Here is a 24,513-nt window from a genome sequence, read left to right as displayed (position 1 = left end):
GGCTCCTTACTCGGGAATCACGGCGATCACATCGATTTCCATCAGCCACTGCGGCTGGCCCAGGGCCGATACCACCAGCCCGGTGGAAATCGGGAACACGCCCTTGAGCCATTTGCCGACTTCCTGGTACACCGGCTCGCGGTAGCGCGGGTCGATCAGGTAGGTGGTGGTCTTGACGATATGGCTGAGGTCGCTGCCGGCTTCTTCCAGCAGTTGCTTGACGTTGCGCATGGCCTGCTCGGCCTGGGCACGCGGGTCGCCGAGGCCGACCAGGTTGCCGTCGAAATCGCTGCCGACCTGGCCGCGCACATACACGGTGTTGCCGGCGCGCACGGCCTGGCACAGGTCATTGTCCAGGCTCTGGTTGGGGTAGGTTTGTTTAGTGTTGAACATGCGGATGCGCGTGTGGGTAGGCATCAAAAAACTCCGGGAAAAATGATCAGGCGCTGACAGGGGACGGGCGCACGAGCGGGGCCGCGACGCGATATTCGAGGTACTGACGCTGGGTGGCGATATGGTCGGCGAGGTATTTGGCGTCGTGCCACACGCCCCAGATAAACGACGAGCCACGGCGCGACTGCCAGGGCAAACCGAGGAAGTAGATGCCGGCCTCGCTGGACACGCCGCGCTGGTGCTGCGGCTTGCCGGCGGCGTCGAACGCATCGACCTTCAGCCAGCCGTAATCCACGGCAAAGCCGGTGGCCCAGATGATCGAGGTGATGCCGGCGCGGGCCAGGTCCAGTTGCAGGATCGGCTGTTTCACGCACTCGGCATCGGCGAAGACGCGCCGGGCTTCGGGCTCCACGGGCAGGTCGAGGCCGTTGCGTTCGATATATGCATCCGCCGCGTCCAGCAGGGCCAGGTAGTTTTCGTCGCCGCGTGCGAGGTTCTCCAGCAGGGTGGGTTGGAAGGTGGCCACGCCGCCATGGAAAGACTCGGTGGGCCCGACCAGGGTCATGCCGCGCAGGGCCAACTCACGGAAGTCGATGGTCTTGCCGCCGTGGGCGCCGCTCACGGCAATGGTCACGTGTTCGCGGCCGGGCTTGATCGCGGCCTGGTCCCATTCGCCCAGCACACCGAGCCACCAGCAGAAATCACGCTGGCGATAGGCACGCGGCGGGCGGTCGTGGGCGCCGACCGACAAGTAAACCTGACGGCCGCTGCGCTGCAGTTCATCGGCGATCTGCACCCCCGACGAGCCGGCGCCCACCACCAGCACCGCGCCTTGGGGCAGTTGGCCGGGGTTGCGATAGTCGGCGGAATGGATCTGATGCAGTGCCGTGTCTGTCGGCGCGATCGCCGGGATCACCGGCGTCTGGAACGGCCCGGTCGCCGCCACCACGCGGTTGGCTTCGATCACGCCGTCGCTGGTGTGTACGGTAAAACCGGGGCGGCCGACATTGCGCAGCACCGAGGTGACTTCCACGCCGGTGCGGATCGGCGCATTGAACTGGCGTGCATAGGCTTCGAAGTAATCCGCCACGCGCTCTTTCGGCGCGAAGGCATCCGGGGCGAGCCCTTCGAAGGCGAGGCCGGGAAAGCGGTCGTGCCAGGCCGGCCCGTTGGCCACCAACGAATCCCAGCGGCCGCTGCGCCAGCGCTCGGCGATCCGGCTGCGTTCCAGCACCAGGTGCGGCACGCCGTGCTTGCTCAAATGCTCGCTCATGGCCACGCCGGCCTGGCCGGCGCCTACCACCAGGGTGTCTGTTTGGGTGATTGCTTGCGTCATGTGTCTGTCCTTGCGTAATGCAGTTGGATTCAGCTTGGGCATGACTTCAAGGTAGGGGCCGGGCGGTTTTTAATAAAATATTATTAAGCTGGGAAGTGAGCATAAATATCGGATGCAAAGGGCCTCGGCAGGCGATGGCAAGGCGATGCTGGATCACCTCGAAGCGCTGGCGAGGACGCTCAGGATCGAGGAGTTGGTGCTGGATGCGAGGTTGAATGCGGCCACCCGTTACCGGCGGTGCGGGTAGGTGGGGCACGATGAGGCGATTCACCACTCGCCGTCGGGGTTGCAGTGGGCGTGTATCCCAAAAAAGCCGGCGATCTGTGTCTGTCGCGCAGCATTCCAGGTGGTTAGGGTCGGTTCACGTTAACTGACGACCGAGCCCACCATGGAACTCACTGCTGTCCCGTTTGGCATCACCGACTGGTCCACCCTCGAACCCGAGCTTCATCCAGGCATCACCGGCAGTGCCTGGTGGCGCACTGGCCACTTTGGCACCACCCGTGTACGCATGGTCGAATACACCCCCGGCTACCTGGCCGATCACTGGTGCTGGCGTGGGCATGTGCTGCTGTGCCTCGAAGGCGAGCTGCACACGGAACTGGAAGATGGCCGTCAATTCACGCTGACGGCCGGGATGAGTTATCAGGTGGGAAACAACATGGAAGGGCATCGCTCCTCGACGCGGGTTGGCGCCAAGCTGTTCATCGTGGATTGAACCGGCGCCAGCCCATCAATGCATCTTGCCAGGGGCCATGCCATCCAACCCGCGGGCAGCGGCCTTGACCTCGACGGTCTGCCGCTCGCCCTTGGCGTTTTCCACGGTCAAGGTCAGCGGCACCTGGTCGCCTTCCTTGATCTGCCCGGTCAGGCCCATCAGCATCACATGATAACCGTCCGGGTCGAGCTTGACCGGGGTGCCTGCGGGCAGGGTGATCGAGTCCACCGGGCCCATTCGCATCACGTCGTCCTTCATGCTCATTTCATGGATCTGCACGTCCTTGGCTACCGGCGAGGCGACGCGCAGCAGTTTGCTGTCGCTGTCGGCCGTCACGGTCATGAACGCGCCACTGGATGGCTGGCCCGGCACCGTGGCACGCACCCACGCGTCGCTGACTTGGACCTGGGCGCTGGCGTGCGCGGCGAGGCCCAGCAGGGACAGGCCGATCAGGGTGCGCTTGAGGTGTTGAACGGCAGTCATTAGCAGACCTCCATGACGGTGAGCAGGTCTTCTGCACACTCTTTAGCGTTAAGGGATGCCGACAGGCCCAGGCGCAGGTTGCCGCGGGTGTCGAACACGAAACTGGTGGCGGTGTGGGACAGGGTGTAGGTGTCGCCGGCGGGGACCTTTTCATAAAAGATCCCGAATTCCTTGGCGGCCACGGCGATCTCTTCCGGGGTGCCGTACAGCGCTTCGAAGCTGGGGTCGAAGGCCTTGACGTAGCGGTCGAGGATCTCTGGCGTGTCGCGCTCGGGGTCGAGGGTGATAAAGATCACCTGCATGATCTCGCCGTCGCGGCCCATCAGTTTCTTGGCCTGGGCGGCGCGGGCGAGGGTGGTCGGGCACACGGTCGGGCACTGGGTGAAGCCGAAAAACACCACCGGCATCAGGCCACGGTACGAACTCAAGGTGACGGTTTCACCCTGGGTATTCTTGAGCTTGAAGGTGCGGCCCATGATCTTGTCGCTCAAGTCCTTGCCGTACTTGAAATTCAACTTGGGGCTGTTGTCACAACCGGCCAGCAGGCCCAGACCCAACAGGCCCATGCCGGTCAGGACCTTGCGGCGGGTGAATAACGTACTCATCAACTGTGCATCCTGTGAAGCGCCTGCCTTGCTCTGGATCTATACGCCAGGCGTTGAAAAGGAGTAAACGCGGAGGGCGCCAAGTCTACCAACCCTGGCCGATGTGCGTAATCTGCGACGTTCTGCCACAGGGGCGCGCCGCGCTTCATCCCTTCGGGGCTTCGATGGTAGAGTCGCCGCCATGAAACTGCGCCGCTCGGACCGTTCGCTGATCGCCTGGACCCTGTACTTCTGCGTCCTGCTGAACCTGTTTGTGTGCGGTTTGGGCCATGGCCAGATGCTCGGCCAGCAGCTCAATGGTGTCGGTGGCGCGTTCTGTTCGGTGGACAGCAACCAGGCGCCACTTTCCGACAAAGGGTTGGGTAGCCCGGCTTCCAGCGATATCTCGAATTACTTTGCCTGCCCGGTGTGCGCTGCCGTGAGCGTGGCCATCGTGTTCCTGATCGGCCTGGCCTGGCTGCTGGGCCTCGGCCAGACCCCGCGGCCGGCCCATGAACGGCGCAACAAGGCGCCGCCGCGTTATTCCTGGCCCTCGGCCAACCCCCGCGCATCCCCCGCATTCTGACGTGTGCCTTGGGCTTCCTGTGATCAGGAGGCGTTTTATCGTCACGACTGTGAGTGCGTTTTATGAACCCTCTATTGCCTGCCGGCGCCAGCCGCCTGGTCAGCAAGGCGTCGCGCCGCCTGCACACGGAGCCGGCGCGGCCGGAATACCCGAGCAATTCGCGTAGCTTCGTGCATCTGGATGCACGCCTGTTGCCCTATTGGCACACCTTGTTCGACATCTGCCCGGCGCTGCTCAAGCTCGACCCGCCCGAAGGCTTGAACCTGTTTCGCAGCTTCATGACCTGGGCCTACCGCAACCAGCTGGCGCAGGACTGGACCTGGCACCTGAACATCGGCCGCTGGCTGCTGGGCTCGCCGTACCGCGCGCAGATCGACGATGAACCGATCGACGCGTTCATGGCCGCGGCGGCGGCGCGGTGGGTCGACACCGATGACAGCCAGGCCCAGGGTGTGGTCCTGGTCTGGCAGGGTTCGGAAGTCTTCGATTGGAAGGGCAGCGCGTTTGCGCTCGACAAACAGCCGCCGTTGCCGCCTCCCGCCTGGGACTTCGCCTGGTGCCCGCTGACCCGGCGTGGCGGTTTTAGCGTTTGGTTGCCGGTGCCGTGAAGTGCCCGCCGCCGACGCCCCGTGGAGGCTTGCACGCCCCGGCGAGGCTGGTGGGCTCCGGCGATTGTTACAAAAAGTGAAAAACTGAATAACGGTTTTAGCGACTATTTCCCGGCTGCCCAACGCTATACCGTGCGCGCACCCGTTAGATGCAGCACCACCCGACCAACAAAGAACAGGGTTGGGCTGTGACGGGTCGCCTCAATTACTTTCAGGAGCCTTCATGAACCACAAGACTTGCATGGCGCTCGCCGTCTCCCTGGGCGCCGCGCAGCAGGTGGCTGCGTCGGGTTTTATCGACGACAGCAAAGCCACCCTCGACCTGCGCAATTTCTACTACAACCAAGACACCCGTAACGCCAAAGCCCCTACGGATAAGGAGTGGGGCCAGGCGTTCATGTTCAACTACCAGTCCGGTTTCACCGAGGGACTGGTCGGTTTTGGTCTGGACCTGCAAGCCATGTACGGCCTGCGCCTGGACGCCTCGGGGCGCGCGGGCAAGGCTGGTGAAGACAACACCCCCGGCAGTGTTTTCCCGTTGTCCGATGGCAAGGCCGCCAACGACTTCAGCAAGACCGGCGCCACCGGCAAGATGCGTATCTCCCAGACCCAGTTCAAAGCCGGCACGCTGATGCCCAAGCTGCCCGTGCTGACGACTGAAGACGGCCGGCTGTTGCCGCAGACGTTCCGTGGCTATCAAGTGGACTCCAAGGACCTGCAGGGCTTCAACCTGATCGCCGGTAAAATCGAGCAGGTACTGGACCGTAACTCCAGTAACGGCCAGGGCATGTCCATTGTCGGTGCGAATGATCCGGTCAAGGGCAAGTCCAGCAACCAGTTCTACTACGGTGGGGTGGATTATGCCGTCAGCAAGCAACTGCAACTGCAGTACTACTACGCCAACCTGGAGAACTTTTACCAGCAGCACTTCTTGGGCCTGATCCACAACTGGCAGTTGCCGGTGGGCCAGTTCAAGACTGACCTGCGCTATTTCTACAGCACCGCCGACGGCAAGAACGCCAGCGCCGCCGGGCGTGGCGAAGGCTATGTCAGCTCGGGGTATTACGGCGCGGGCGTCAACGCCGGCAAGGTCGACAACCGCCTGTGGAGTGCGCTGTTCACTTACGGCCTGTACGGGCATTCGCTGAGTCTCGGTTATCAGAAGACCACCGGTGAAAGTGACTTTCCGCATATCAACCAGGGGCAGGGCCGTTCGCTGTACCTGATCACCAACTCCCAGTCGCTGAAGTTCGTCAATGCCGGGGAACAGGCCACGGTAGGCAGCTACGCCTACGACTTCAGCAGCCTTGGCCTTCCGGGCCTGCGCTCGAGCGTGACCTACATCCGCGGCAGCCACATCCAGACGGTCGGTCGCGACAACAGCGAGTGGGAGCGCGACCTGCGTGTCGATTACGTGATCCCCTCGGGCACGTTCAAGGGCCTGGGCCTGACCTGGCGCGGTGCGGTGTGGCGCGGTAACGACTCGGCCGACAAGGACGAGACGCGACTGATCGTCAGCTACAGCATCCCACTGCTGTAAGCCGCACTCTCGCAACGCTTGATCGGTATCAAGGCCACGCGTTGCGCCAGGCCGCACACTGAAGTCCCAACGGCCGGTCCCCTTGAGAGGCCACCATGCTTTACCCCGTGTTTTTAGTGGCTCACCTGTTCGCCGCGCTGATCTTCATCGGCACGGTGTTTTTCGAGGTGCTGATCCTGGGGCACCTGCACCGGCAATTGCCGGCGCGGGTGATGGTGTTGGTGGAGCAGGGCGTCGGCCAACGTGCCCGGGTATTGATGCCGTGGGTGTTGCTGGTGCTGTTCGGCGCGGGCCTGGGCATGGTCTGGCTGCGTTACCTGCCGGTGCTGGCTGCGCCGTCGGCCTCGGCTTTCGGCACCTTGCTGACCCTCAAGCTGATCCTGGCGGCCAGCGTGCTCCTGCATTTTCTGCTGACCATGGCGCGCATGCGCTGGGGCTCGGTGAGTGCGCGCTATGTCCGCTGGGTGCATCTGAGCCTGTTCGCGCACATGGTCGCCATTGTGCTGCTGGCCAAGGGCATGTTTTACCTGAACTGGTAGACGGGCGGGGCTGCGACCTTGATGCACATCAAGGCGTGTGGCCCAAGCGCACCGGACAATGCACCACCGCCGCCCGAACCGGAGTCCGTCATGCGTACCCTTCTTCATCCCGCTCGCTTTCGTCACGATCAAGGCGTGTTGGACTTGGCTTGCCAAACGGACACCCGTCGCTTCCATGCCGGTGTCGGCTCCCTTGACCTGTTGCGCGCCTTGCGCAACAGCCGCCAGTGCCAGCGGCCCCTGGCATTGAACCTGCACTGGCCGGCGGGCGACGTTGGCGCTGAGTATTTGCACAGCCTCACCCAGGAAATCCAACTGATCGGCTGCCAACTCGGCGGCCGCCAGCCGGTCGATCACTTTCACCTGCGCGGCACCACACCGGCGTTCGCCCAGGTGCAGCAGTTGATGGCGCAGTTGCACGAGCGCTTCAATTTTCTCGACCACGACCGGGGTGACTACTGCGTCGACCTCGACCCCGGGCACACGGACTGGGCCACCATGGGCCTGCTGCGCGAACAAGGCTTCAACCATGCAAGCATCGGCGTGCCGGACGCCAACCGCGAGGGGCCGCTGTGCCAGGCGCGGTATCAGGACCCGGCGCCGATCGAATCGCTGGTGGATGCGGCCCGCACCTTCGGGTTTCGCTCGGTGAACATCGACCTCGGCTACGGCCATGCCTGGCAGACCCCGGCCAGTATCGAGCTGAAACTGGCCAGCCTGATCGCCCTGGAGCCGGATCGCTTGCAGGTATTCGATTACGCCCATGCGCCTGTGCGCTATCAATCCCAACAACCCCAGGCGTTCAGCAGCGAGGCGGATAAGAGCGCGATGCGCCGTATTTGCTTCCAGCTCCTGGCCGCGGCGGGCTATCACTACATCGGCCTGGGGCAGTTCGCCCGGGCCGACGACGACCTCAAGCAAGCCCAGGAACGCGGGCGCCTGAGCCGTAACTGCGAAGGCTTCACCCTGCACGGTTACTGCGACCACATCGGTTTCGGCGTGGGCGCCATCAGCCAGATCGACACGTTGTGCGCGCAAAACACGGCCGATGCCCGCGAGTACCGTGAGCAACTGGGCAATGGTCAGCTCGCCACATGCCGGGGCTGGTTCCGCGAAACCTCTGACCCGGTGCGCCTGCACGTGGCCGAACGCCTGGCCTGTGACCTGGAGCTGGATGTGCAGGCGGTGGAACGGCGCTACGGCCTGGTGTTCGCTCGCTATTTCGCCTACCTCTGGCCGTTGCTGGAAGCGCTGCACCGCGACGGTCTGATCGAGCTGTCCCCGACGTTCATCTGGTTGCTGCCCGCCGGCCTGCCGCAGGTGGACGGTATTTGCGCATTGTTTGAACGTGCCGTGCTCGCCACCCCGGTCAGCGCCAACGACGAGGTGATCGACACATGAGTGCTTTTGAATTCGACCGTGCCCTGGTCCACAAATACGACCGACCGGGGCCACGCTATACCTCGTACCCGACCGCGCCGCAGTTCAACAGCGCCTTTGCCCTGGATGACTATCACCAGGCGGTCCGCGCCAGCCATGAGGTGGCCGTGCCCAAGGCGTTGTCGGTGTACATCCACATCCCGTTTTGCCAGAGCCTTTGCTATTACTGCGGTTGCCACAAGATCATCACCCGCAAGACCCATCGGGCCGTGGAGTACCTGGCGTATCTCAAGCGTGAGATCCAGATGCAGGCGGCGCTGTTCGAGCGTTCCCGGTGCCTGACCCAGTTGCACCTGGGCGGCGGTACGCCGACCTATCTGGACGACGCGCAATTGGCCGAGCTGATGGCCTGCCTGGCCGAACACTTCACCCTGGATGACAGCGACGCCCATGAGTTCTCCATCGAGGTCGACCCGCGCACCATCAGCGTTGAGCGGATCAACACGTTGCGCGGCCTGGGCTTCAATCGCCTGAGCTTCGGCGTGCAGGACTTCGACCCCGACGTGCAGGCGGCGGTCAATCGGGTGCAAAGCGAAGCGCAGATCCTGCAACTGGTGGCCGCGGCGCGTGAGGCGCGCTTCAAGTCGGTGAGTGTCGACTTGATCTATGGCCTGCCGCTGCAAACCGTGGACAGCTTCGACGTGACCTTGAGCAAACTGATCGCCCTGCGCCCTGATCGGGTGGCGGCCTACAGCTACGCACACCTGCCGAGCCAGATCCGTGCCCAGCGCATGATCCGTCCCGAAGACATGCCGCCGCCGGCGCGCAAGCTGGAACTGCTGGAACTGACCATCCGCCGCCTGACCGAGGCCGGTTACGTCTACATCGGCATGGACCACTTCGCCTTGCCCGACGACGAGCTGGCGCTGGCCCGTGCCAACGGCACCTTGCAGCGCAACTTCCAGGGGTATTCGACCCATGCCGACTGCGACCTGATCGGCCTCGGCGTGTCGGCCATCGGCAAAGTCGGTGACAGCTACAGCCAGAGCGTCAAGGAACTGTCCCAGTACTACGCCCGACTCGACGCGGGGATGCTGCCGGTGCAGCGCGGCTATCGGCTCAACCCGGATGACGTACTGCGCCGCGAGGTGATCAATGGCCTGATGTGTGATGGTCGAGTCGACTTCCCACAGATCGAGGCCACCCATGGCGTGCGCTTCAACGACTATTTCGCCGAGGCACTGCTGCAATTGGACGAGCAGGTGGCGGACGGGTTATTGCTGATCCAGGCCGATGCGCTGCAACTGTTGCCCAAGGGCCAACTGATGGTGCGCAGCGTGGCGATGGCCTTTGACGCCTACCTGGGCGGCGCGCACAAAGGCCAGTTTTCCCGCACGGTTTAAGCGAAGAGGCCTGTATCCGCTGTGGGAGCTGTTGATCGCCATGTCCGCCCGCAGCGCGGTCCCACATTTGATCGTGGTTGTTTTTGAATACCGTGCTAGTCGGCAAAACTGCGATCGAAGAAATAAATCTTCCCAGGCTTCAAGTTCTCCATCGTCGCCTGGGGCCTGCCGCCTTCGCCTTGTTTCTTGCGCCCCGTTTCCCGCAAATACCCCAGCTCAGCCAGCTTCAGCAAACGCTGGCGAATGCTGGTCTTCAACACCGGCCGCGCGAGCACCAGTGAGAAGATCGCCGTCGCTTCCGGCGCGCTGAATTCCTGGCCCAGGAACATCAGCGGCAAGCTGCTGTACAGCGACTTGGACAGTAACCGCTCCTGCACGGCGGCCACGATGGTGTTGTGATCGAACGGCAACTTGATGCGGCCGTCGGCTACCGCATCCAGCGAAAACCAGCCTTGATGCTCGCCCAGCGTCACCTCATCCGCGATGATCGCCAGGTAGAAAGTGGACGACGACCAGCAACGCGGGTCGCGGAACGCGTCGCCCACCGTACCTACTTGCTCGCTCCACACCAGGTCGAGGCCGACTTTGTCACTCGCACGCAGGCGCTCCACGGCATCCGTGAGGCTCAGGTCCTGCACGCCGCCATTCACCACCACACCCGGCAGAGCCCAATGCCCGGCGAAGGGTTCGGCGTCGCGCTTGTTCAGCAGCAGCTTCAGTTCTCCTGCCGCGCGGCAGTAGAACAGCACGCACAGGTCGACGGTGTGGAGGTAGGCGCTAAGTGGCATGTGCAGTCCTTCTAAACAGCGGGGGGCACAGTCTAACGGATAGAACAAATATGTCATGTACTGACTAAAGCCTAGATAAACAAATCTTTCTTGCAATGAAAGTACATGACGTGTACTTTTGTTTTCAGGCCACAGGAGACCCGCCATGACCCTCTCGAAACATGCCATCGCTTCATTCGACGTCGACGCCCAGAAGAGCTTTACGCCGCTGTGCCCCAACGAATTGCCAGTGGCCGAAGGGGACCTCATCGGTGCCGAACTCAACTACATGGCCAGCCTCGCGGGCTACCGTGTCGGCAGCAAGGACGCCCACACTCCGCATGCGCCGTGGGTGGTCAAGCAACACAGCGAGATGCTGCAACCCACCGGCCTGGCTCACGCCGATGTCACCTGGGTCAGCCACTGCGTGCCGGGCACCGAGGGCTTCACCCTGCTCGACGAACTGCCCACCCCGTATGACTACGATTACTTCATCTGGAAAGGTGTCGAACCCGACCTGCACCCTTACGGCGCCTGCTACCACGACCTGCACGACAAGCTGTCCACGGGCGTGATCGAGTACCTCAAGGCCCAGGGCGTAAGCCGCGTGATCGTCGGCGGCCTGGCCCTCGACTACTGCGTCAAGACCACCGCGTTGCAACTGCTCAAGGCCGGCCTGGAAGTGGTGCTGCACCTGCCGGCGTGCCGCGGTATTACGCAGGAGGGCGGCGTACAGGCCGTCAACGAGTTGCTCAAGGCCGGTGCGGGCATCAGCCGCACCCGCGAAGAACTGGCCGCGATGGCCACGCGTTAAGGAGATACGCCATGGAAAGTGCCTACGACTACGAAACCCCGGTGATCCAGGGTTTGCTCGACACCGACTACTACACCTTCACCATGATGCAGGCTGTGTTGCACCAGCATCCGAATGTCGACGTCGAGTACAACTTCATCGTCCGTTCCAAGGAAAAACTGGGCCACTTGATCCCGCAACTGCGCGATGAACTGGAAAAACTCGCCGGCCTGCAGATGCGCGAAGGCGAGCTGCGCTTTCTGTTCAACCCACGCTTTCGCGAATACCTCACGCCGGATTATGAGCGCTTCCTCGGCCTGTTCCGCTTCAACCTGCGCTATATCCACGTCAGCGAAGTCGACGGCCAACTGAACATCCGCGTCGTCGGCCCGATGTTGCACTGCATCATGTTCGAACAGCCGGTATTGGCGCTGGTCAGCGAGCTGCGCAACCGTGACAAATACCCCGATGTGAGCCTGGAGGACGTCACCCGCAAGCTCTACCAGAAATTCGACTGGCTGGAGAAAAACCTCAGCCGCGACGAACTTGCCGACCTGCGCGTCTCCGACTTTTCCACGCGCCGGCGCCTGTCGTTCAAGGCCCAGCGCGAAGTGGTGGACATCATGCGCCGCGACTTCCCCGGCCAGTTCGTCGGCACCAGCAACGCGCACCTGGCCTACGCGTTCGACCTGCCGCTGATCGGCACCATGGCCCACCAATGGTTGATGGTACACCAGCAACTGGGCCGCCTGCGCGAAAGCCAGAACGCCGCCCTGGAAAACTGGGTACGTGAATACCGCGGCCGCCTGGGTATCGCCCTGACCGACTGCATCAGCACTGACTTCTTCCTGAAGGACTTCGACCTGTACTTCGCCAAGCTCTACGACGGCCTGCGCCAGGACTCCGGCGACCCTATCGTCTGGGCCGATAAAGTCCTGGCCCGCTACAAGCAACTGGGTATCGACCCGATGACCAAGGACCTGATGTTCTCCGACGGCCTGAACTTCGAGAAATGCCTGCCGATCCTGCGCCACGTGCGCGGCAAGGCCAGGTTCGGCTTCGGCATGGGCACCAGCCTGGCCTGCGATGTGGAAGGCGTTGAGACGCTGAGCATCGTGATGAAACTGGTGCGGGTACACGGTGAGCCGGTGGTGAAATTCTCGGATGACCCGATCAAGAATGTCTGCGAAGACGCCTCGTTTTTGCGGTACGCAACGCAAGTCTTCAACGTCGGCAGCGTGGAGGTGTGACATGCAAACCCAGGACCGTATTGCCCTGGAACTGAATATCAACCGCTCGTTGGTCAAGGGGGGCGCGCCCCGGGAGATCCAACGGCGTATCGACTTCATTAAAACCACCCTGCGCCATTCCGGTTGCAAGGCCCTGGTGCTGGGCATCAGCGGCGGCGTCGATTCGCTGACGGCCGGGCGCCTCTGCCAACTGGCGGTAGAGCAACTGCGCAGCGAAGACTACGCCGCAGGCTTTATCGCCCTGCGCTTGCCCTACAAAACCCAGGCCGACGAAAGCGACGCCCAGGCCTCTCTGGCCTTCATCACCCCCGACCACATCGACACCCTCAACATCGCCGCCAGCGTCGACGGCCTGATGGCCTGCCTCACCGCCACCGAAGCCAGCGCCGCACAGGTCGACTTCATTAAAGGCAACGTCAAGGCCCGCACCCGCATGATCGCGCACTACGCGATGGCCAACCTGCACAATGGCCTGGTGGTCGGCACCGACCACGGCGCCGAAGCATTGATGGGGTTTTTCACCAAGTTCGGCGACGGCGCGTGCGACCTGGCCCCGTTGTCGGGCCTGACCAAGACCCAGGTGCGCCTGTTGGCCAGTGCCCTTGGGGCTCCGACGAACCTGGTGCACAAGCAGCCCACTGCCGACCTGGAAGAACTCGTACCGGGCAAACTGGATGAACATGCCTACGGCTGCACGTACGAAGAGATTGATGCGTACCTGATGGGCGAGCCAGTGAGTGAGCGGGTGAGGACGATTGTCGAAGGGGCGTACAGCAAGACAGCGCACAAACGCGCGCTGCCGATTGCTCCTTGATTTCTGCAATGCATTTTTGACACCTCTATCGCTAGGGATTGGGAGGAGGCGTGTTTGCTTGGACTTATCTACAAATGGGCTTCAAACGGGGGGAGAGGAGGATGATTGTAGAGTGGCTGCGACCAGAGGGAGCTGCGACAGCAGCCAGATTATTTGTTACGTCGGCAGCCGCGCAGTTCATCTATTCTACAAACGCCCTGGCAGAGTGTTTGTAGCATCCAGGCAGGGTTCGTCGCGAAGTAACTTGGCACGCCAGCCGGGTATGTCGTCTGCACTCACATCCAAGCGCTTGAGCCACTGGTCAGCCGACCAGTCCACCAGGCGCAACTCGCCATCATGAGAGCCACCGTGCAATGAACCCACCGTCTCGTAGCGAATGCCCTTGAGTACATGGTTCAGTAATACATAGGCAGCGGGCTTCGGATCATCGGCATCACCGGCAAGGTACGGGTATGCACCGGCCTGAATCACGACGCCGTTACCGTAGTCATAGAAGGCAAAATGGCTTGAGGGTAGCTGCGCACGCAGCTCCTCCAGACCGCCAACAATATCCAGGCGCGTTTGGTCGAGCAAGGTCAGCCAACTGACCGTCTTGATTTTTGTAGGTTTGAACTCGGGGATATTGACCAGCAGACCTGCTGTTCCTACATCCAAGCCAGGCATGCGCGCCGCCATAAAAGCTTCGGTAGGCTCGTTGCCATCTCGGTTGGTGACGGAAAGGTTGAAGGCATGTCCGGCGTAGCCCTGCTCTGGAGCCAGTCGGCGTGCTGAGTCAAGGAACAAACGCAGGAAACTGAGTGGGTTCTGCTCTTGGTACAGAAGTGGTATTGAGAACTCCAGAGCGCTTAGGTCATCTCCCATCTTTGCCTTCCATCCCCGCATACCAAAAACATCGAAGAGCCAAGCGCTGGCGTCATTTGGTTGCTTGCCACTGAGGTAGTAGAAGCTGAGAAGATCATCTTCATCCATTGCTTCGACCATATCGCGCAATGGCTTTGCGTCAGCATAAGCTGACAGCGGTTTACCCTGAGGAGGTTCTTCGCGCCAGAGCCACGTGAGGTAGGGCTCAGCCAAGCGCTTGAAATCGTCGAAGCACTGGCATAGTGACTCGCGTACCAAGCGTGTGTGTGCATCCCTGAAATAAAGCGTCCCGCGCAGACATAGCACTGCGCCAATATAGTTCTGGCTCCCGCCCTTCATTAGCAAGTGGCCGGGTATTTCCAGCAGGTGTGGTTGCTTGGCAAGTTCTTCGGCTACATTGAATTCCGGTTCCATGGGTGTTCCTTAGAATCAGTAAGCGGGGATCATTGGCCGAGGGGAGCGGCCACGCGTCAGGATAAACATCACACTCCCAGCGATGGCTGCGGCCCACCCGAGCTGTTCCACCGGCACATTGGATTGCTGATGTTCCTGACCGCAGTCGCATTCAGTGGATGTCATCTCAACGACCTTGTTTTTGTTGCCGGCAATTTTTGCATAATCCTGCGCCTGCTCCACTTTCGGTGGGTCAGGTGGAAACTTCATCTCGACAACTTGTTTGATATTGTCCTGAGTTGGCGGCTTGCTCGCAGCCTTGACGATCACGACATCAGGCCGCCGAATCATCCCTTTCCCAGGCTTGAACGGTGGATGCTCTGGGTCCTCATTCCAATACTTGTTGATCCAACCCGGTATCCAGCCATGAGGGCTGTTCCCTGTTTGGCTGTCGAGGATTGGCTGTGGTGGATTCTTGGTCATGTCGTAACTGACCTCGGGCTTATACGGACTGCGCCTCTGGAGAATCTCGTCAAGCTCCCCAAGGCGCTGGGCCACACAGCCCTGTTTGAGATGCTTGCCATCCTGGCTGATGTTGGGTGTGCTGCTGCAATAGCAAATTGCCGAGCAAAGTACGTTCTTGTCCTGGGGATCGAGCTTCGGCTTCAGGATGCCGACAGGGTTAGTTTTTCCTTCGGGGCTCATGCCACCCTGAGAAAGGCCGGGTTGATCATTCATTCTTCGCCTTCCTGCACCAAGTCAATATAGATAGACTCCGACGCAGCATGGCTAACCCACGATGTCATGCCTTCGATATTCGTGGTGTCGAGCGTGCTCCAACCGGCACTAGACCAGACCTTTACCTTGCGGCCAACAATGGGTTTGCCGGTTTCCTGATCTATGAGTTGAAAGCGTCCGGAGTAAGGGGCTGTGGAACGGCTCAATGGCACGATGGGGGTGAATGGGGTCGGTGTGAATATGTCGCCGATAATCACTGTTCCCGATCCACCGATGATCACGTTGCCATGTTCACCGACACTGCCGAGCGTTGCGGCAGGTTTTCCGTTGATAAAAACCGTCGATGATACGGCCGAGCTGATCGGGCTCCCGCAAGCAGATACATCACCTTGGCGCGCTGCGGGCAAGCCATCGAAGAAGACGTCAGGAGAACCTTCGATGATAGGGTTGGTGCCGTGCTCCGGCATTGGACATGCCGTAGGGTCAGTAACGCGGGCGGCGGGCTTTCCACTCATAATGCCTATCCTTGCAAAAGTGGTTGGAGGTCAAGAAAACGTGCTGAGTTAACGAGTCGCTTCAAAAACATATCAATTGCGATACTCGTTCCTTGTCTGATCGTTCGCCGGTAGTGACGAATGGCGTACTTTTCCTATTCCTCCGATTAACTACAAGATGCTTAGCCGAGAGCGGGAAGTGCCTGTCAAGAAAAAGGAAAATTTCCTACATTGTTGCGGGATATTGAGTCTTTACGCTCTGCACTCTTATGAGTTCGGGAGTAAAGGAATGGCAGTTGGCATATTCAAGGATGTTTCCCCTGCACTCATCTCACTACCCGTGAGTGCATTGAAGGCAATATCAATCTGCGTCGGCTGTTTGCTTCCATCGATGCCGATCCGGCGATTGCCGGGGCAGGGGTGATTTGCCAAAGAGGTTCGCCCAAGTCGAGCTGCGACAAGCAACTCTCGTTCAAAACAAGGATGTGGTGGGGCTCACCGGTCGCGATAGGCAGCGCCATGACCGGTAACTTTCGAACAACCGCAGTGGGGCTCTACGAGGAGTTTGACGAATGATATTTCTGATGAGCCTGGAGGAGCTTTGGCGTCTTCTGAAATGTTATTTTCCGGTCTTTGCTGCGGCAAGCTTTTCTCAGCTATTTGCTTTGGCAATTGGCATTCCGATGATGTTTGACCGTTACTTCGGCGCTTTGCCCGTTAACGTAAATCTCAAATACACATTTTTTTTACTATTGGCTCCGCCGTTCCTATTGCTCACTGCAACTTCATGGTCGTCCGTGGCTATCCAGGCTGGATATGGATCCCTGTCATCTTGATGCTCTTGTGCTTGCTGGGCGTTTTACCCACCATCGAATATGGGCCCCACAAAGTACTTTATGCATCAGGCATTCTGTTCCCGCTGCTGGCTCTATTACTGCTCAACAGCAAACGCCACCGCGAAGCCCGCAACGAATGGGTAAAACTGCGCCAAAAACGCCAGCGCATCAGTAGGATAATCCGTACCCAGCGCCAAAGAGTTCGGCGCCGAGCAGGCTTATGAAACGCTACCGCTCAATCGACCGACTCCACCGCGCATTCCACTCCGGCCGCGCCTGGTTCACCTGGTCCCAATCAATCGAGATCGCCGTCTGCAAATAACCCTGCATCGCCTCCACTCGGGCGCGGGTCTTGTCGCTGGTGGGCGTGGTCGGGTTTGACGGGATCTGATCACCTTCCTCCAGCGCCGGCGCCTGGGCTTCGGCGGTCAGCAGGAAGGCCGCGAGTTTCTGCGCCAGTTCCGGTTGGTCGTTGCGTGCGATCACGCATTCGGCCACGTTCAGCACCACGGCGCCTTCCTTGGGTTGCGCGTATTCCATCGGCACGCCGAGCAGTTTCTGGGTGGCGACCTGGGTCGGGGTGAGGGGGAAGATCGCCGCTTCGTCGGTTTGCACCATCTCGGAGATTTTCGCGGAGCTGGCGATGTACTCCAGCACGTTGGGGCCGACGGTTTTGGGCCAGGCCTTGAAGCCCGGTTCCACGTTGGTCTCTGAGCCACCCTGGAGGCGGTTGAACATCAGGAAGCCGTGCAGGCCGAAGGTCGATGAGGCCAGGGACTGGAACACCACTTTGTCCTTGAAGCGCGGGTCGGCCAGGTCCATCCACGAGGTCGGTGCAGCCCAGCCTTTCTCTTTGAACAGCCTGGCGTTGTAGCCCAGGCCGGTGACGCCGAGGGTCACGGCCACGGCTTGGTCCTTGATTTTTGCCTTGGCCGGGATCTGCTCCAGGGTCGGGCTCGGCGCCAGTTTGTCGCACAGGCCCATGGAGATGGCGCGGTACATGATGCCGTCGTCGAGGAACATCACATGCATCTGCGGGTTGTCTTTGTTGGCCTGGACCTTGGCGAGGATGTCCGACGACGTGCCGGGCACGATCACCACCTTGACGTTATTGGCCTTTTCGAACGCGGGCAGCACCTTGTCGGCATACACCCGTTCCATGGTGCCGCCGTTCATGCCCAGGTACAGCGTCGGGGCTGCATGGGCGGTGGAGGCGAGCAGAGCGAGGGACAAGCAGGACAGCGCAATACGAGTATTCATGGATGTTTTTCCTCTCAGGCTTGGAAACGACGGATGGAAAACGCTTCGATGGGTTGCCGGCTGGCCCCTGTGCAGACGATCTCTGCCAGGGCTTCACCGACCGCCGGGCCCAGCTGGAACCCGGCGCCGGCAAAGCCGAAACCGTGGAGCAGGCCAGGCTGGGTGCTGCTGGGGCCGATCACCGGTTCATGATCGGGTAGGTAACCTTCGGTGCCGCTCCAGGTGCGAATCGCCTGGGCACCCTTGAGAAACGGGTACAGCTCGCCGGCATGGCGCAGAATCTCCAGCACCGCCGCTTGCCCGGGCCGCGCCTGCCGGGGGCCAAGCGCAAAACCGCGACCGCCGCCGAGGATGCAATTGCCCCGGGCCACCTGGCGCGCATAAATCCCGCCGCCTTCGACGCCGGTGCTGACGTTCATCACCACGGGCAGCGGCTCGGTGACCAGCATGGCCGGGTGCGCAGATGTCATGGGGACCGGCTCGCCGAATTGCGCGGCGACGGTCCCTGCCCAGGCGCCGGCGCAATTGAGCAGCCATGGCGCCTGCAGGTGCAGGCCGTTGGCGCAATCCACCTGGAACTGGCGGCTGTCATGTTCGATGCGGATCACCTCGGCCTGCTCGTAGACACACACGCCAAGGCGCTGCGCGGCACGGGCGAAGGCGGGGGATACCAGGCGCGGGTTGGCATGGCCATCTTCGGGGCATAACGACGCACCCACTGCGATATCCCCGACCCACGGAAAACGTGCGCGCAGCTCGGCGTAATCGAGCAACTGCAAGCCCAGGCCAAAGCCCCGCGTGTGTTCGGCATACGCCTGCAACGCGGCGAAATCCCCATGACTGCGCGCCAGTTTCAAATGTCCGGAGCGCACGTATTCGCCGTCGATACCGATCAAGCCGGGCAGGTCGGCCCACAACTGATGGGCGCGCTGCGACAACGGCAACTGATGCAACGGCCGTCCCTGGCGCCGCACGCCGCCATAGTTCACGCCACTGGAGTGCGAGCCGCAGAAGTCCCGTTCCACCAACGCCACACGCTGACCTTTGTGCGCCAGCATCAAGGCCGCCGACGCACCGACAATCCCGCCGCCGAGGACGATGACGTCGATCATGGCTGCACCTCCACGCCAAACGGCAGCGGCTTGATCGGGGCCTGGCCGCGCAAACGCCCGACGTCTTCTATCCCGCGACCACTGCGCTCGGCGACGACTTCAGCCGCCGCCAGCCCGCACATGCGCCCCTGGCAGCGGCCCATGCCCACCCGGCAATGGGCCTTGACCCGATTGATTTCCCAATGACCTTCATCCACCACGGTGCGGATATCGCCAACCCGGACTTCTTCACAGCGACACAACATCAAGTCGTCCGGCGCCTGCGCGGCCCAGTCTGCCGGGAAGGGAAATGCAGTCTCCAGGCCCTGGCGAAAGCGCTGGATGCGCGCCAATTGCCGCTCAAGCAGGGCCGGGCGCTGATGATCGATCGCGACGCCTGCATCTTCCAGCACCGCCAACGCCGCCCGCTCACCGGCCATCTGCGCGGCATCGGCACCCATGATCCCGGCACCGTCGCCCGCCAGGTACACACCGTCGACGCTGCTGCGCCCGGCACCGTCCCGTTGCGGCAGCCACGCACGGTTCAAGGCATTCCAGGCAAATTCACAACCGAGCAGATCCGCCAACTGCGTTTCGCTGCGCAGCGCATGGGCGAAGGCCACGGCGTCGCAGGCCAGGGTGTGCTTGCGCCAACGTATGCCGCTGACCCGTTGTTCACCGTCGATCTGCTGCAGCGTCACGCCCTGATGCACGGGAACGCCATGGGCCGTGAGCCAGGCGCGGTAATACAAGCCCTTGGCCAGGGTCGCCGGTTGTCCGAGCAGCGCCGGCAAGGCGCGGCATTGGGCGCTGAACGGTGCGCTGTCGAGCACGGCGACCACATTGGCGCCGGCCTTGGCGTATTGATACGCCACCAGATACAGCAACGGCCCGCTGCCACAAAACGCCACGCGTTCGCCGATGGCGCAACCTTGGTACTTCAAGGCGATTTGCGCCGCACCCAGGCTGTAGACACCGGGCAAGGTCCAGCCCGGCACCGGCAGGATACGGTCGGTGGCGCCGGTGGCGACGATGATCCGTGAATACTCGACGCTGGCTGCGTGACCGTTGCTCAACAAGTCCAGGCGCCGATCTTCGGCATTCCACACCAGGGTTTCGGGCCGGTAGTCGATCAGCGGCGCCAGTTCATCCAGGGTGCGATGCACGGCCTCGGCCTTACCCGCCTCGAATCCGTATATTTGCCTGGCGGTGCGTTGGAAGCCTGGGGGTTGGCGGCGATAGATTTGCCCGCCGCCGCGCAGGCTTTCGTCCACCAGGCAAGGCGTTACGCCGTGGTCGAACAGGGTGCGCGCGGCACTGATCCCCGCCGGGCCTGCGCCCACGATCACCACCGGCTTCATAGCTGGCGCCCCGGGTCGCGGCTGATCGCCTGGCCTTCTTCCAGCAGGGTCGAACAGGCGCGCACGCGTTGTCCGTCCGCCAGGCGCACCCAGCAGTCCTGGCAGGCGCCCATCAAGCAAAACCCGGCGCGGCGTTCGGCACTGAAATCGCTGCCGCGCAGGTGCTCGGCGCAGGTCAGTACCGCCGTCAGCAGGGTGTCGCCGAGCAAGCCTGTGGCCGGTTGCCCGTCGAGGGTAAACGCCAGGGCAGGGCGTGCGGTTTCGGTCAATCGTTTGAACAAGGCCATCAATGTTTTCCCACCAGCACGCGATCCAGGCCGTAGACCCGGTCGAGCACAATCATGGCCGCCGCCGTGAGGGCAATCACCAGCGCCGACACTGCAGCCATCATCGGGTCGATGGATTCGGTGGCGTACACGTACATACGCACCGGCAAGGTTTGCGTGGCCGGCGAGCTGACGAAGATCGATAAGGTCACTTCGTCGAAACTGTTGATGAAGGCCAGCAACCAGCCGCCGGCCACGCCGGGCAGGATCATCGGCAACGTCACCAGGCGAAACAACGTGAAGCGTCCGGCACCGAGCGATTCGGCCGCCTGCTCGGCACTGCGATCGATCCCGATCGCTGCTGCCAATACCAGGCGCAGCACATAGGGCGTGATGATCACCACGTGCGCCAGCATCAGCCAGGTGAAGCTGCCGTTGACGCCCATCAAGGCGAACAACCGCAGCATCGCCACCCCCAACACCAGGTGCGGGATGATGATCGGCGACAGGAACAACGCACTGAAGAAGTTACGTCCCGGGAACTGATACCGGCTGATCGCAAGCGCCGCCGGTACTGCAATCAGCGTCGCCAGGGTTGCAGCGGTAAATGCCAGGATCAGGCTGTTATAGAACGCCTGGATAAAGTCGGCACGCTCGAACACCGCGCGAAACCAGCGCAGGGAGAAGCCCGACGTGGGCAGGCTCAAGGTATTTTCCGGGGTGAAGGCCACCAGGCACACCACCACCAGCGGCGCCATCATGAACACCACCACCAGGCCGTGGAAGCCAAGGGCCAAAGGACCGTTTCTGGACATGCGCTTAAACCCCCAGGGACTTTTTGTAGCGGCCTTCGACCATGCGGTTCCAGCTCAGCATGATCAGCAGATTGACCAACAGCAGGACCACCGCGATGGTCGCGCCCATGGGCCAGTTGAGTTCCGAGAGGTACTGGTCGTACACCACGGTGGCGACCATTTTCAGGCGCCGCCCACCGAGCAGGCCGGGGATCGCAAAGGAGCTGGCGGCCAGGCCGAACACGATCAGGGTGCCGGGCAGCACGCCCGGCATTACCTGGGGCAACACGATCTTGCGCATCACCGTGGCCTGGCTCGCGCCGAGCGACAAAGCCGCCTGTTCGGCCGAGGGGTCGAGCTTTTGCAGGGAGGTCCACACTGGAATGATCATGAACGGCAGCATCACGTGTACCAGCGCAATGATCACCGCGAACGGCGTGTACAACAGCTTCACCGGGCGCCCGCCCAGTGCCTGGATCACCTGGTTGACCAGCCCGTCGGCGCCGAGCAGCAGGCTCCAGCCGAACGCTCGCACCACCACCGAAATCAACAACGGCGTGAGGATCAGGATCAGGAAGATCGAGCGCCACGGCGTACCCATGCGGCTGAGGATGTAGGCTTCGGGCACGCCAATCACTACGCAGAGCAGCGTCACTAGCGCGCTGATCCAGAAGGTGCGCCAGAAGATTTCGTAGAAGTACGCGTCGCTGAACAACGCCAGGTAATGAGCCAAGGTCCACTCGTCGGCCTTCACCCCCACTTGGTAGTCGAACACGTTGAACGACAGCACCAGGGTCAGGCCCAGCGGCAGAATCAGCAGCCCGGCGAACAGCAGCAACGCCGGCAGCGAGAGTAGATAACCGCGACTCATGGGTGTACCTCATCCGCCGTCAGCACCCGCAGCAACTCGGCTTGCCAGTCCAGGCCGACTGCCGCGCCGCAACCCAGCGGCGCGCTGCCGTCGTTGCTGCGCACCACGGTGATTTCGCCCAGCGCGGTATGGATTCGGTACAGCCACTGGCTGCCGAAGAAGTAGCGGTCGAGCACCTGGCCTTGCAGGCGACCTTCGCTTGCGCCCACCAGCTGGATTTTTTCCGGGCGCAGGCTCAAGACCAGTTCGCCGTCACCCGCGGCGTGGCGCACCTGCGGGATGCCGCGTGCGTCGTAATCGCCGGCCAGCAGGTTAGCCTTGCCGACGAAGTCCGAGATAAAGCGCGTCCGCGGGTGTTCATACAGCTTGTAGGGCACGTCGATCTGCGTCACGCGCCCGGCCTGCATCACCACCACACGGTCGCTGATGGACAGCGCCTCGGCCTGGTCATGAGTGACCATCAGGGTGGTGATGCCCACCGCGTGCTGGATGCGGCGGATTTCAAACTGCATCTCTTCGCGCAGGTTCGCGTCGAGGTTGGACAGCGGCTCATCCAGCAACAACACCGGCGGCTCGATCACCAGCGCGCGCGCCAGGGCCACGCGTTGGCGCTGGCCGCCGGACAATTCACGGGGGTAACGGTCGGCGTGGGGGGCCAGGCGCACCAGCTCCAGCACGGTCTTGACCTTGGCGGCGATCTCGGCGGCCGGCACTTTGCGCATCTTCAGGCCGAAGGCGATGTTGTCGCGCACGGTCATGTGCGGGAACAGCGCATAGCTTTGGAACACCACGCCCAGGCCACGGCTGGCGGGCTTGGCGTAGGTGATGTCGCGACCGTCGAGCAGGATCTGCCCAGCGCTCACGTCGACGAAGCCGGCGATCATTTGCAGGGTGGTGGTCTTGCCGCAGCCCGAGGGGCCGAGCAGGGAAACGAACTCGCCTTTTTCCACCGCAAGGTCAGTGGCGACCACCGCGTCGACGGCGCCGTAGCGTTTGCTCAAGGCGTTGAGTTGGAGAAATGCCATGTCTGCGTTCCACCTTTTTTGAGTCGCGTCGAAACGCGCTTTTTTGTTTTGGGCAGATGCGAAAAGGGTGTTGCGGGTGCGTTGGCGCTCGATCTTGAGTCGGCTGCCGGTTGTTGTTCATTTCGCCCCTGTGGACGCAGATTAGGACGAAGACTAGGATGGGCGAAAGATAGAATTTCACTGAATGGAGTGTTTTTTTCAGTTTTATTCACTGACAAGAATTATTGATGAGATAACACGCTATGAATTCTACTGAGCGGAATGAAAATACCAAGGAAGTGGGGGCGGGCGGCGTGTCTCGCTTGTTCGCATTGCTGCGTACCTTGGGCGGCGTGCCCGACGGCGGCGAACGCGTGACCCAGCTCGCACAACAGGTCGGCCTGTCCCAACCCACCACCCACCGCCTGCTGCGCAGCCTGATGGATGAAGGTATGGTCGAGCAGGACGCGCGCAGCAAACGCTATCGCCTGAGCCTGGAGTTCTTCGCTCTGGCGGCGAACGCGGGCAAGACCGGCAACCTGCGCGACCTGGTAAGGCCGAGCATGCTGCGCCTCAGTGCGTCCCTGGGGGATTCATTGTTTTTGCTGGCGCGCAGCGGCTTTGATGCGATCTGCCTGGACCGCAGCGAAGGCCCGTACCCGATTCGTACTTTCACGGGTGATATCGGCGGGCGCGTGGCATTGGGCGTGGGGCAGGGCAGCCTGGCGATCCTGGCCTTTTTGCCGGAGGAAGAGCGCGAGACGGTGATCCGCTACAACTTGCCAAGGCTCAAGGATTTTCACCTGTATGACGAGGTGCTGTTGCGTTCGGAAGTGGAGAACGTGCGCAATCTGGGTTATGCGGCGCGCAATACCGGTGTGCTGGAAGGCATGGCGGGATTGGCGGTGCCGATCCTGAACCGGGACGGCCACGCGGTGGCAGCATTGAGCGTGGCGACCATCAGCGACCGATTGGGGCCGAGTCGCTTGCCGATGGTGGTGGAGTTGCTCAAGCGCGAAGCAGCGGCGATCGGGCCCCGGATCAATCCGTTTGATCCGACGCTGCGCCGGCCCTCACAGACCTTTGGTGGGTAGGTCATCCAGATTGCGCGCCAGCTCCAGAGCGTAGCGTCCAAGCCCCTTGCCGCACATCCGTTTTCGGCAGCAAGAATCGGAGTGCGGGTACATTTCGAACACCCTTACGGTGAGACTCCAAACTTAGAGGCGTCCACCATGGCTTCCGTATAGCTGCTCTTTTCCCCTTAACCACGCCAACAACTTTTTGGATTGCCCGACATCAGCGATGCAACTCTCGAGTCATCTTTTTAGTTAACGAACAGCGCCGAAGGCA

At 61.8% G+C, this 24,513-nt stretch carries 27 protein-coding genes and 1 pseudogene; 13 read left to right on the top strand and 15 right to left on the bottom strand.

The genetic code is table 11. From position 1 onward, the window contains the following. Nucleotides 1-6: 6 nt before the first annotated feature. Both AC07W0_RS18950 and AC07W0_RS18945 read right to left on the bottom strand, forming a co-directional pair. Nucleotides 7-417, bottom strand: coding sequence for a RidA family protein (locus tag AC07W0_RS18950; RefSeq protein ID WP_046383793.1), 411 nt, complete (start codon nucleotides 415-417; stop codon nucleotides 7-9). A gap of 22 nt (nucleotides 418-439) precedes the next feature. After that, on the bottom strand, nucleotides 440-1,771 hold the full coding sequence (locus tag AC07W0_RS18945) for a flavin-containing monooxygenase (protein WP_371918428.1): 1,332 nt from the start codon (nucleotides 1,769-1,771) through the stop codon (nucleotides 440-442). 88 nt (nucleotides 1,772-1,859) lie between these two features. Here AC07W0_RS18945 and AC07W0_RS18940 point away from each other — a divergent pair. After that, a pseudogene (locus AC07W0_RS18940) lies at nucleotides 1,860-2,099 on the top strand (GNAT family N-acetyltransferase); the annotation flags it as partial. An 18-nt stretch (nucleotides 2,100-2,117) separates the two neighbouring features. Next, nucleotides 2,118-2,447, top strand: a complete 330-nt coding sequence (locus tag AC07W0_RS18935; protein ID WP_046383791.1) for a DHCW motif cupin fold protein — start codon at nucleotides 2,118-2,120, stop codon at nucleotides 2,445-2,447. A 15-nt stretch (nucleotides 2,448-2,462) separates the two neighbouring features. Here AC07W0_RS18935 and AC07W0_RS18930 read toward each other — a convergent pair whose 3' ends face one another. Continuing rightward, a complete protein-coding gene (locus tag AC07W0_RS18930) occupies nucleotides 2,463-2,930 on the bottom strand; it encodes a copper chaperone PCu(A)C (RefSeq protein ID WP_046383790.1) in 468 nt (155 codons plus the stop codon). Further along, a complete protein-coding gene (locus tag AC07W0_RS18925; RefSeq protein ID WP_102617914.1) occupies nucleotides 2,930-3,535 on the bottom strand; it encodes an SCO family protein in 606 nt (201 codons plus the stop codon). The genes AC07W0_RS18930 and AC07W0_RS18925 overlap by 1 nt, the downstream gene beginning before the upstream one ends. A 181-nt stretch (nucleotides 3,536-3,716) precedes the next feature. Between AC07W0_RS18925 and AC07W0_RS18920 the strand changes: the two genes are divergently transcribed. The 6 genes from AC07W0_RS18920 (at nucleotide 3,717) to hemN (ending at nucleotide 9,570) form a co-directional block, all read left to right on the top strand. After that, entirely contained in the window at nucleotides 3,717-4,100 is a 384-nt protein-coding gene (locus AC07W0_RS18920) for a DUF2946 domain-containing protein (protein WP_102617913.1), read from the top strand. A gap of 62 nt (nucleotides 4,101-4,162) precedes the next feature. Continuing rightward, a complete protein-coding gene (locus tag AC07W0_RS18915) occupies nucleotides 4,163-4,708 on the top strand; it encodes a putative natural product biosynthesis protein (protein ID WP_102617912.1) in 546 nt (181 codons plus the stop codon). 223 nt (nucleotides 4,709-4,931) lie between these two features. Continuing rightward, entirely contained in the window at nucleotides 4,932-6,248 is a 1,317-nt protein-coding gene (locus AC07W0_RS18910) for an OprD family outer membrane porin (protein WP_102617911.1), read from the top strand. Between the two features lie 95 nt (nucleotides 6,249-6,343). Beyond that, entirely contained in the window at nucleotides 6,344-6,787 is a 444-nt protein-coding gene (locus AC07W0_RS18905) for a CopD family copper resistance protein (protein ID WP_046383785.1), read from the top strand. A gap of 90 nt (nucleotides 6,788-6,877) precedes the next feature. Next, nucleotides 6,878-8,188, top strand: coding sequence for an oxygen-independent coproporphyrinogen III oxidase (locus AC07W0_RS18900; RefSeq protein WP_046488404.1), 1,311 nt, complete (start codon nucleotides 6,878-6,880; stop codon nucleotides 8,186-8,188). Further along, nucleotides 8,185-9,570, top strand: coding sequence for an oxygen-independent coproporphyrinogen III oxidase (gene hemN / locus AC07W0_RS18895; protein WP_102617910.1), 1,386 nt, complete (start codon nucleotides 8,185-8,187; stop codon nucleotides 9,568-9,570). The genes AC07W0_RS18900 and hemN overlap by 4 nt, the downstream gene beginning before the upstream one ends. A 95-nt stretch (nucleotides 9,571-9,665) precedes the next feature. On the opposite strand, the gene AC07W0_RS18890 is transcribed toward hemN, so the two are convergent. After that, nucleotides 9,666-10,358 (bottom strand): NUDIX hydrolase, encoded by a 693-nt coding sequence (locus tag AC07W0_RS18890; protein WP_046488400.1) that lies wholly within the window; start codon nucleotides 10,356-10,358, stop codon nucleotides 9,666-9,668. Nucleotides 10,359-10,503: 145 nt separating this feature from the next. Here AC07W0_RS18890 and AC07W0_RS18885 point away from each other — a divergent pair, with 145 nt between their 5' ends. The 3 genes from AC07W0_RS18885 to nadE are packed head-to-tail and all read left to right on the top strand — an operon-like array spanning nucleotide 10,504 to nucleotide 13,194. After that, complete coding sequence (locus tag AC07W0_RS18885) at nucleotides 10,504-11,151, top strand: nicotinamidase (RefSeq protein ID WP_046488398.1); 648 nt, start codon at nucleotides 10,504-10,506, stop codon at nucleotides 11,149-11,151. 11 nt (nucleotides 11,152-11,162) lie between these two features. Then, nucleotides 11,163-12,380: a nicotinate phosphoribosyltransferase gene (pncB, locus tag AC07W0_RS18880; RefSeq protein WP_102617909.1), complete on the top strand. Its 1,218-nt coding sequence runs from the start codon at nucleotides 11,163-11,165 to the stop codon at nucleotides 12,378-12,380. Nucleotide 12,381: 1 nt separating this feature from the next. After that, entirely contained in the window at nucleotides 12,382-13,194 is an 813-nt protein-coding gene (gene nadE / locus AC07W0_RS18875) for an NAD(+) synthase (RefSeq protein WP_102617908.1), read from the top strand. Between the two features lie 186 nt (nucleotides 13,195-13,380). Here the strand turns inward: nadE and AC07W0_RS18870 are convergent, their stop codons facing one another. Genes AC07W0_RS18870 through AC07W0_RS18860 form a run of 3 tightly spaced genes read right to left on the bottom strand, consistent with a single transcriptional unit; the run spans nucleotide 13,381 to nucleotide 15,701 of the window. Beyond that, the gene (locus tag AC07W0_RS18870) at nucleotides 13,381-14,469 is read right to left on the bottom strand and encodes a DUF3396 domain-containing protein (protein WP_102617907.1); all 1,089 of its coding nucleotides are present in this window, start codon (nucleotides 14,467-14,469) and stop codon (nucleotides 13,381-13,383) included. A gap of 15 nt (nucleotides 14,470-14,484) precedes the next feature. After that, the gene (locus tag AC07W0_RS18865) at nucleotides 14,485-15,186 is read right to left on the bottom strand and encodes a VRR-NUC domain-containing protein (protein ID WP_046488390.1); all 702 of its coding nucleotides are present in this window, start codon (nucleotides 15,184-15,186) and stop codon (nucleotides 14,485-14,487) included. Then, nucleotides 15,183-15,701 (bottom strand): PAAR domain-containing protein, encoded by a 519-nt coding sequence (locus AC07W0_RS18860; protein ID WP_102617906.1) that lies wholly within the window; start codon nucleotides 15,699-15,701, stop codon nucleotides 15,183-15,185. The genes AC07W0_RS18865 and AC07W0_RS18860 overlap by 4 nt, the downstream gene beginning before the upstream one ends. 551 nt (nucleotides 15,702-16,252) lie before the next feature. Here AC07W0_RS18860 and AC07W0_RS18855 point away from each other — a divergent pair. Then, nucleotides 16,253-16,516, top strand: coding sequence for a hypothetical protein (locus tag AC07W0_RS18855; protein ID WP_256580851.1), 264 nt, complete (start codon nucleotides 16,253-16,255; stop codon nucleotides 16,514-16,516). A gap of 228 nt (nucleotides 16,517-16,744) precedes the next feature. Here the strand turns inward: AC07W0_RS18855 and AC07W0_RS18850 are convergent, their stop codons facing one another. Genes AC07W0_RS18850 through AC07W0_RS18820 form a run of 7 tightly spaced genes read right to left on the bottom strand, consistent with a single transcriptional unit; the run spans nucleotide 16,745 to nucleotide 23,184 of the window. Further along, nucleotides 16,745-17,776, bottom strand: coding sequence for an ABC transporter substrate-binding protein (locus AC07W0_RS18850; protein ID WP_079443607.1), 1,032 nt, complete (start codon nucleotides 17,774-17,776; stop codon nucleotides 16,745-16,747). A 14-nt stretch (nucleotides 17,777-17,790) separates the two neighbouring features. After that, nucleotides 17,791-18,888, bottom strand: a complete 1,098-nt coding sequence (locus tag AC07W0_RS18845; RefSeq protein WP_102617905.1) for an NAD(P)/FAD-dependent oxidoreductase — start codon at nucleotides 18,886-18,888, stop codon at nucleotides 17,791-17,793. Next, complete coding sequence (locus tag AC07W0_RS18840) at nucleotides 18,885-20,228, bottom strand: FAD/NAD(P)-dependent oxidoreductase (protein ID WP_102617904.1); 1,344 nt, start codon at nucleotides 20,226-20,228, stop codon at nucleotides 18,885-18,887. The genes AC07W0_RS18845 and AC07W0_RS18840 overlap by 4 nt, the downstream gene beginning before the upstream one ends. Continuing rightward, nucleotides 20,225-20,515 (bottom strand): (2Fe-2S)-binding protein, encoded by a 291-nt coding sequence (locus tag AC07W0_RS18835; RefSeq protein WP_046383765.1) that lies wholly within the window; start codon nucleotides 20,513-20,515, stop codon nucleotides 20,225-20,227. Before AC07W0_RS18835 ends, AC07W0_RS18840 begins: the two co-directional genes overlap by 4 nt. After that, entirely contained in the window at nucleotides 20,515-21,309 is a 795-nt protein-coding gene (locus tag AC07W0_RS18830; RefSeq protein ID WP_102617903.1) for an ABC transporter permease, read from the bottom strand. Before AC07W0_RS18830 ends, AC07W0_RS18835 begins: the two co-directional genes overlap by 1 nt. Before the next feature lie 4 nt (nucleotides 21,310-21,313). Further along, nucleotides 21,314-22,159, bottom strand: coding sequence for an ABC transporter permease (locus tag AC07W0_RS18825; RefSeq protein WP_102617902.1), 846 nt, complete (start codon nucleotides 22,157-22,159; stop codon nucleotides 21,314-21,316). Beyond that, on the bottom strand, nucleotides 22,156-23,184 hold the full coding sequence (locus AC07W0_RS18820) for an ABC transporter ATP-binding protein (RefSeq protein ID WP_102617901.1): 1,029 nt from the start codon (nucleotides 23,182-23,184) through the stop codon (nucleotides 22,156-22,158). Before AC07W0_RS18820 ends, AC07W0_RS18825 begins: the two co-directional genes overlap by 4 nt. Nucleotides 23,185-23,426: 242 nt before the next feature. Here AC07W0_RS18820 and AC07W0_RS18815 point away from each other — a divergent pair, with 242 nt between their 5' ends. Further along, entirely contained in the window at nucleotides 23,427-24,257 is an 831-nt protein-coding gene (locus tag AC07W0_RS18815) for an IclR family transcriptional regulator (protein WP_046383761.1), read from the top strand. Nucleotides 24,258-24,513: the final 256 nt, after the last annotated feature.

This window comes from Pseudomonas sp. GW704-F2, from assembly GCF_059423025.1.
The sequence above is the reverse complement of the archived record's forward strand: the minus strand, read 5'-3'. Positions and strand labels throughout refer to the sequence as shown.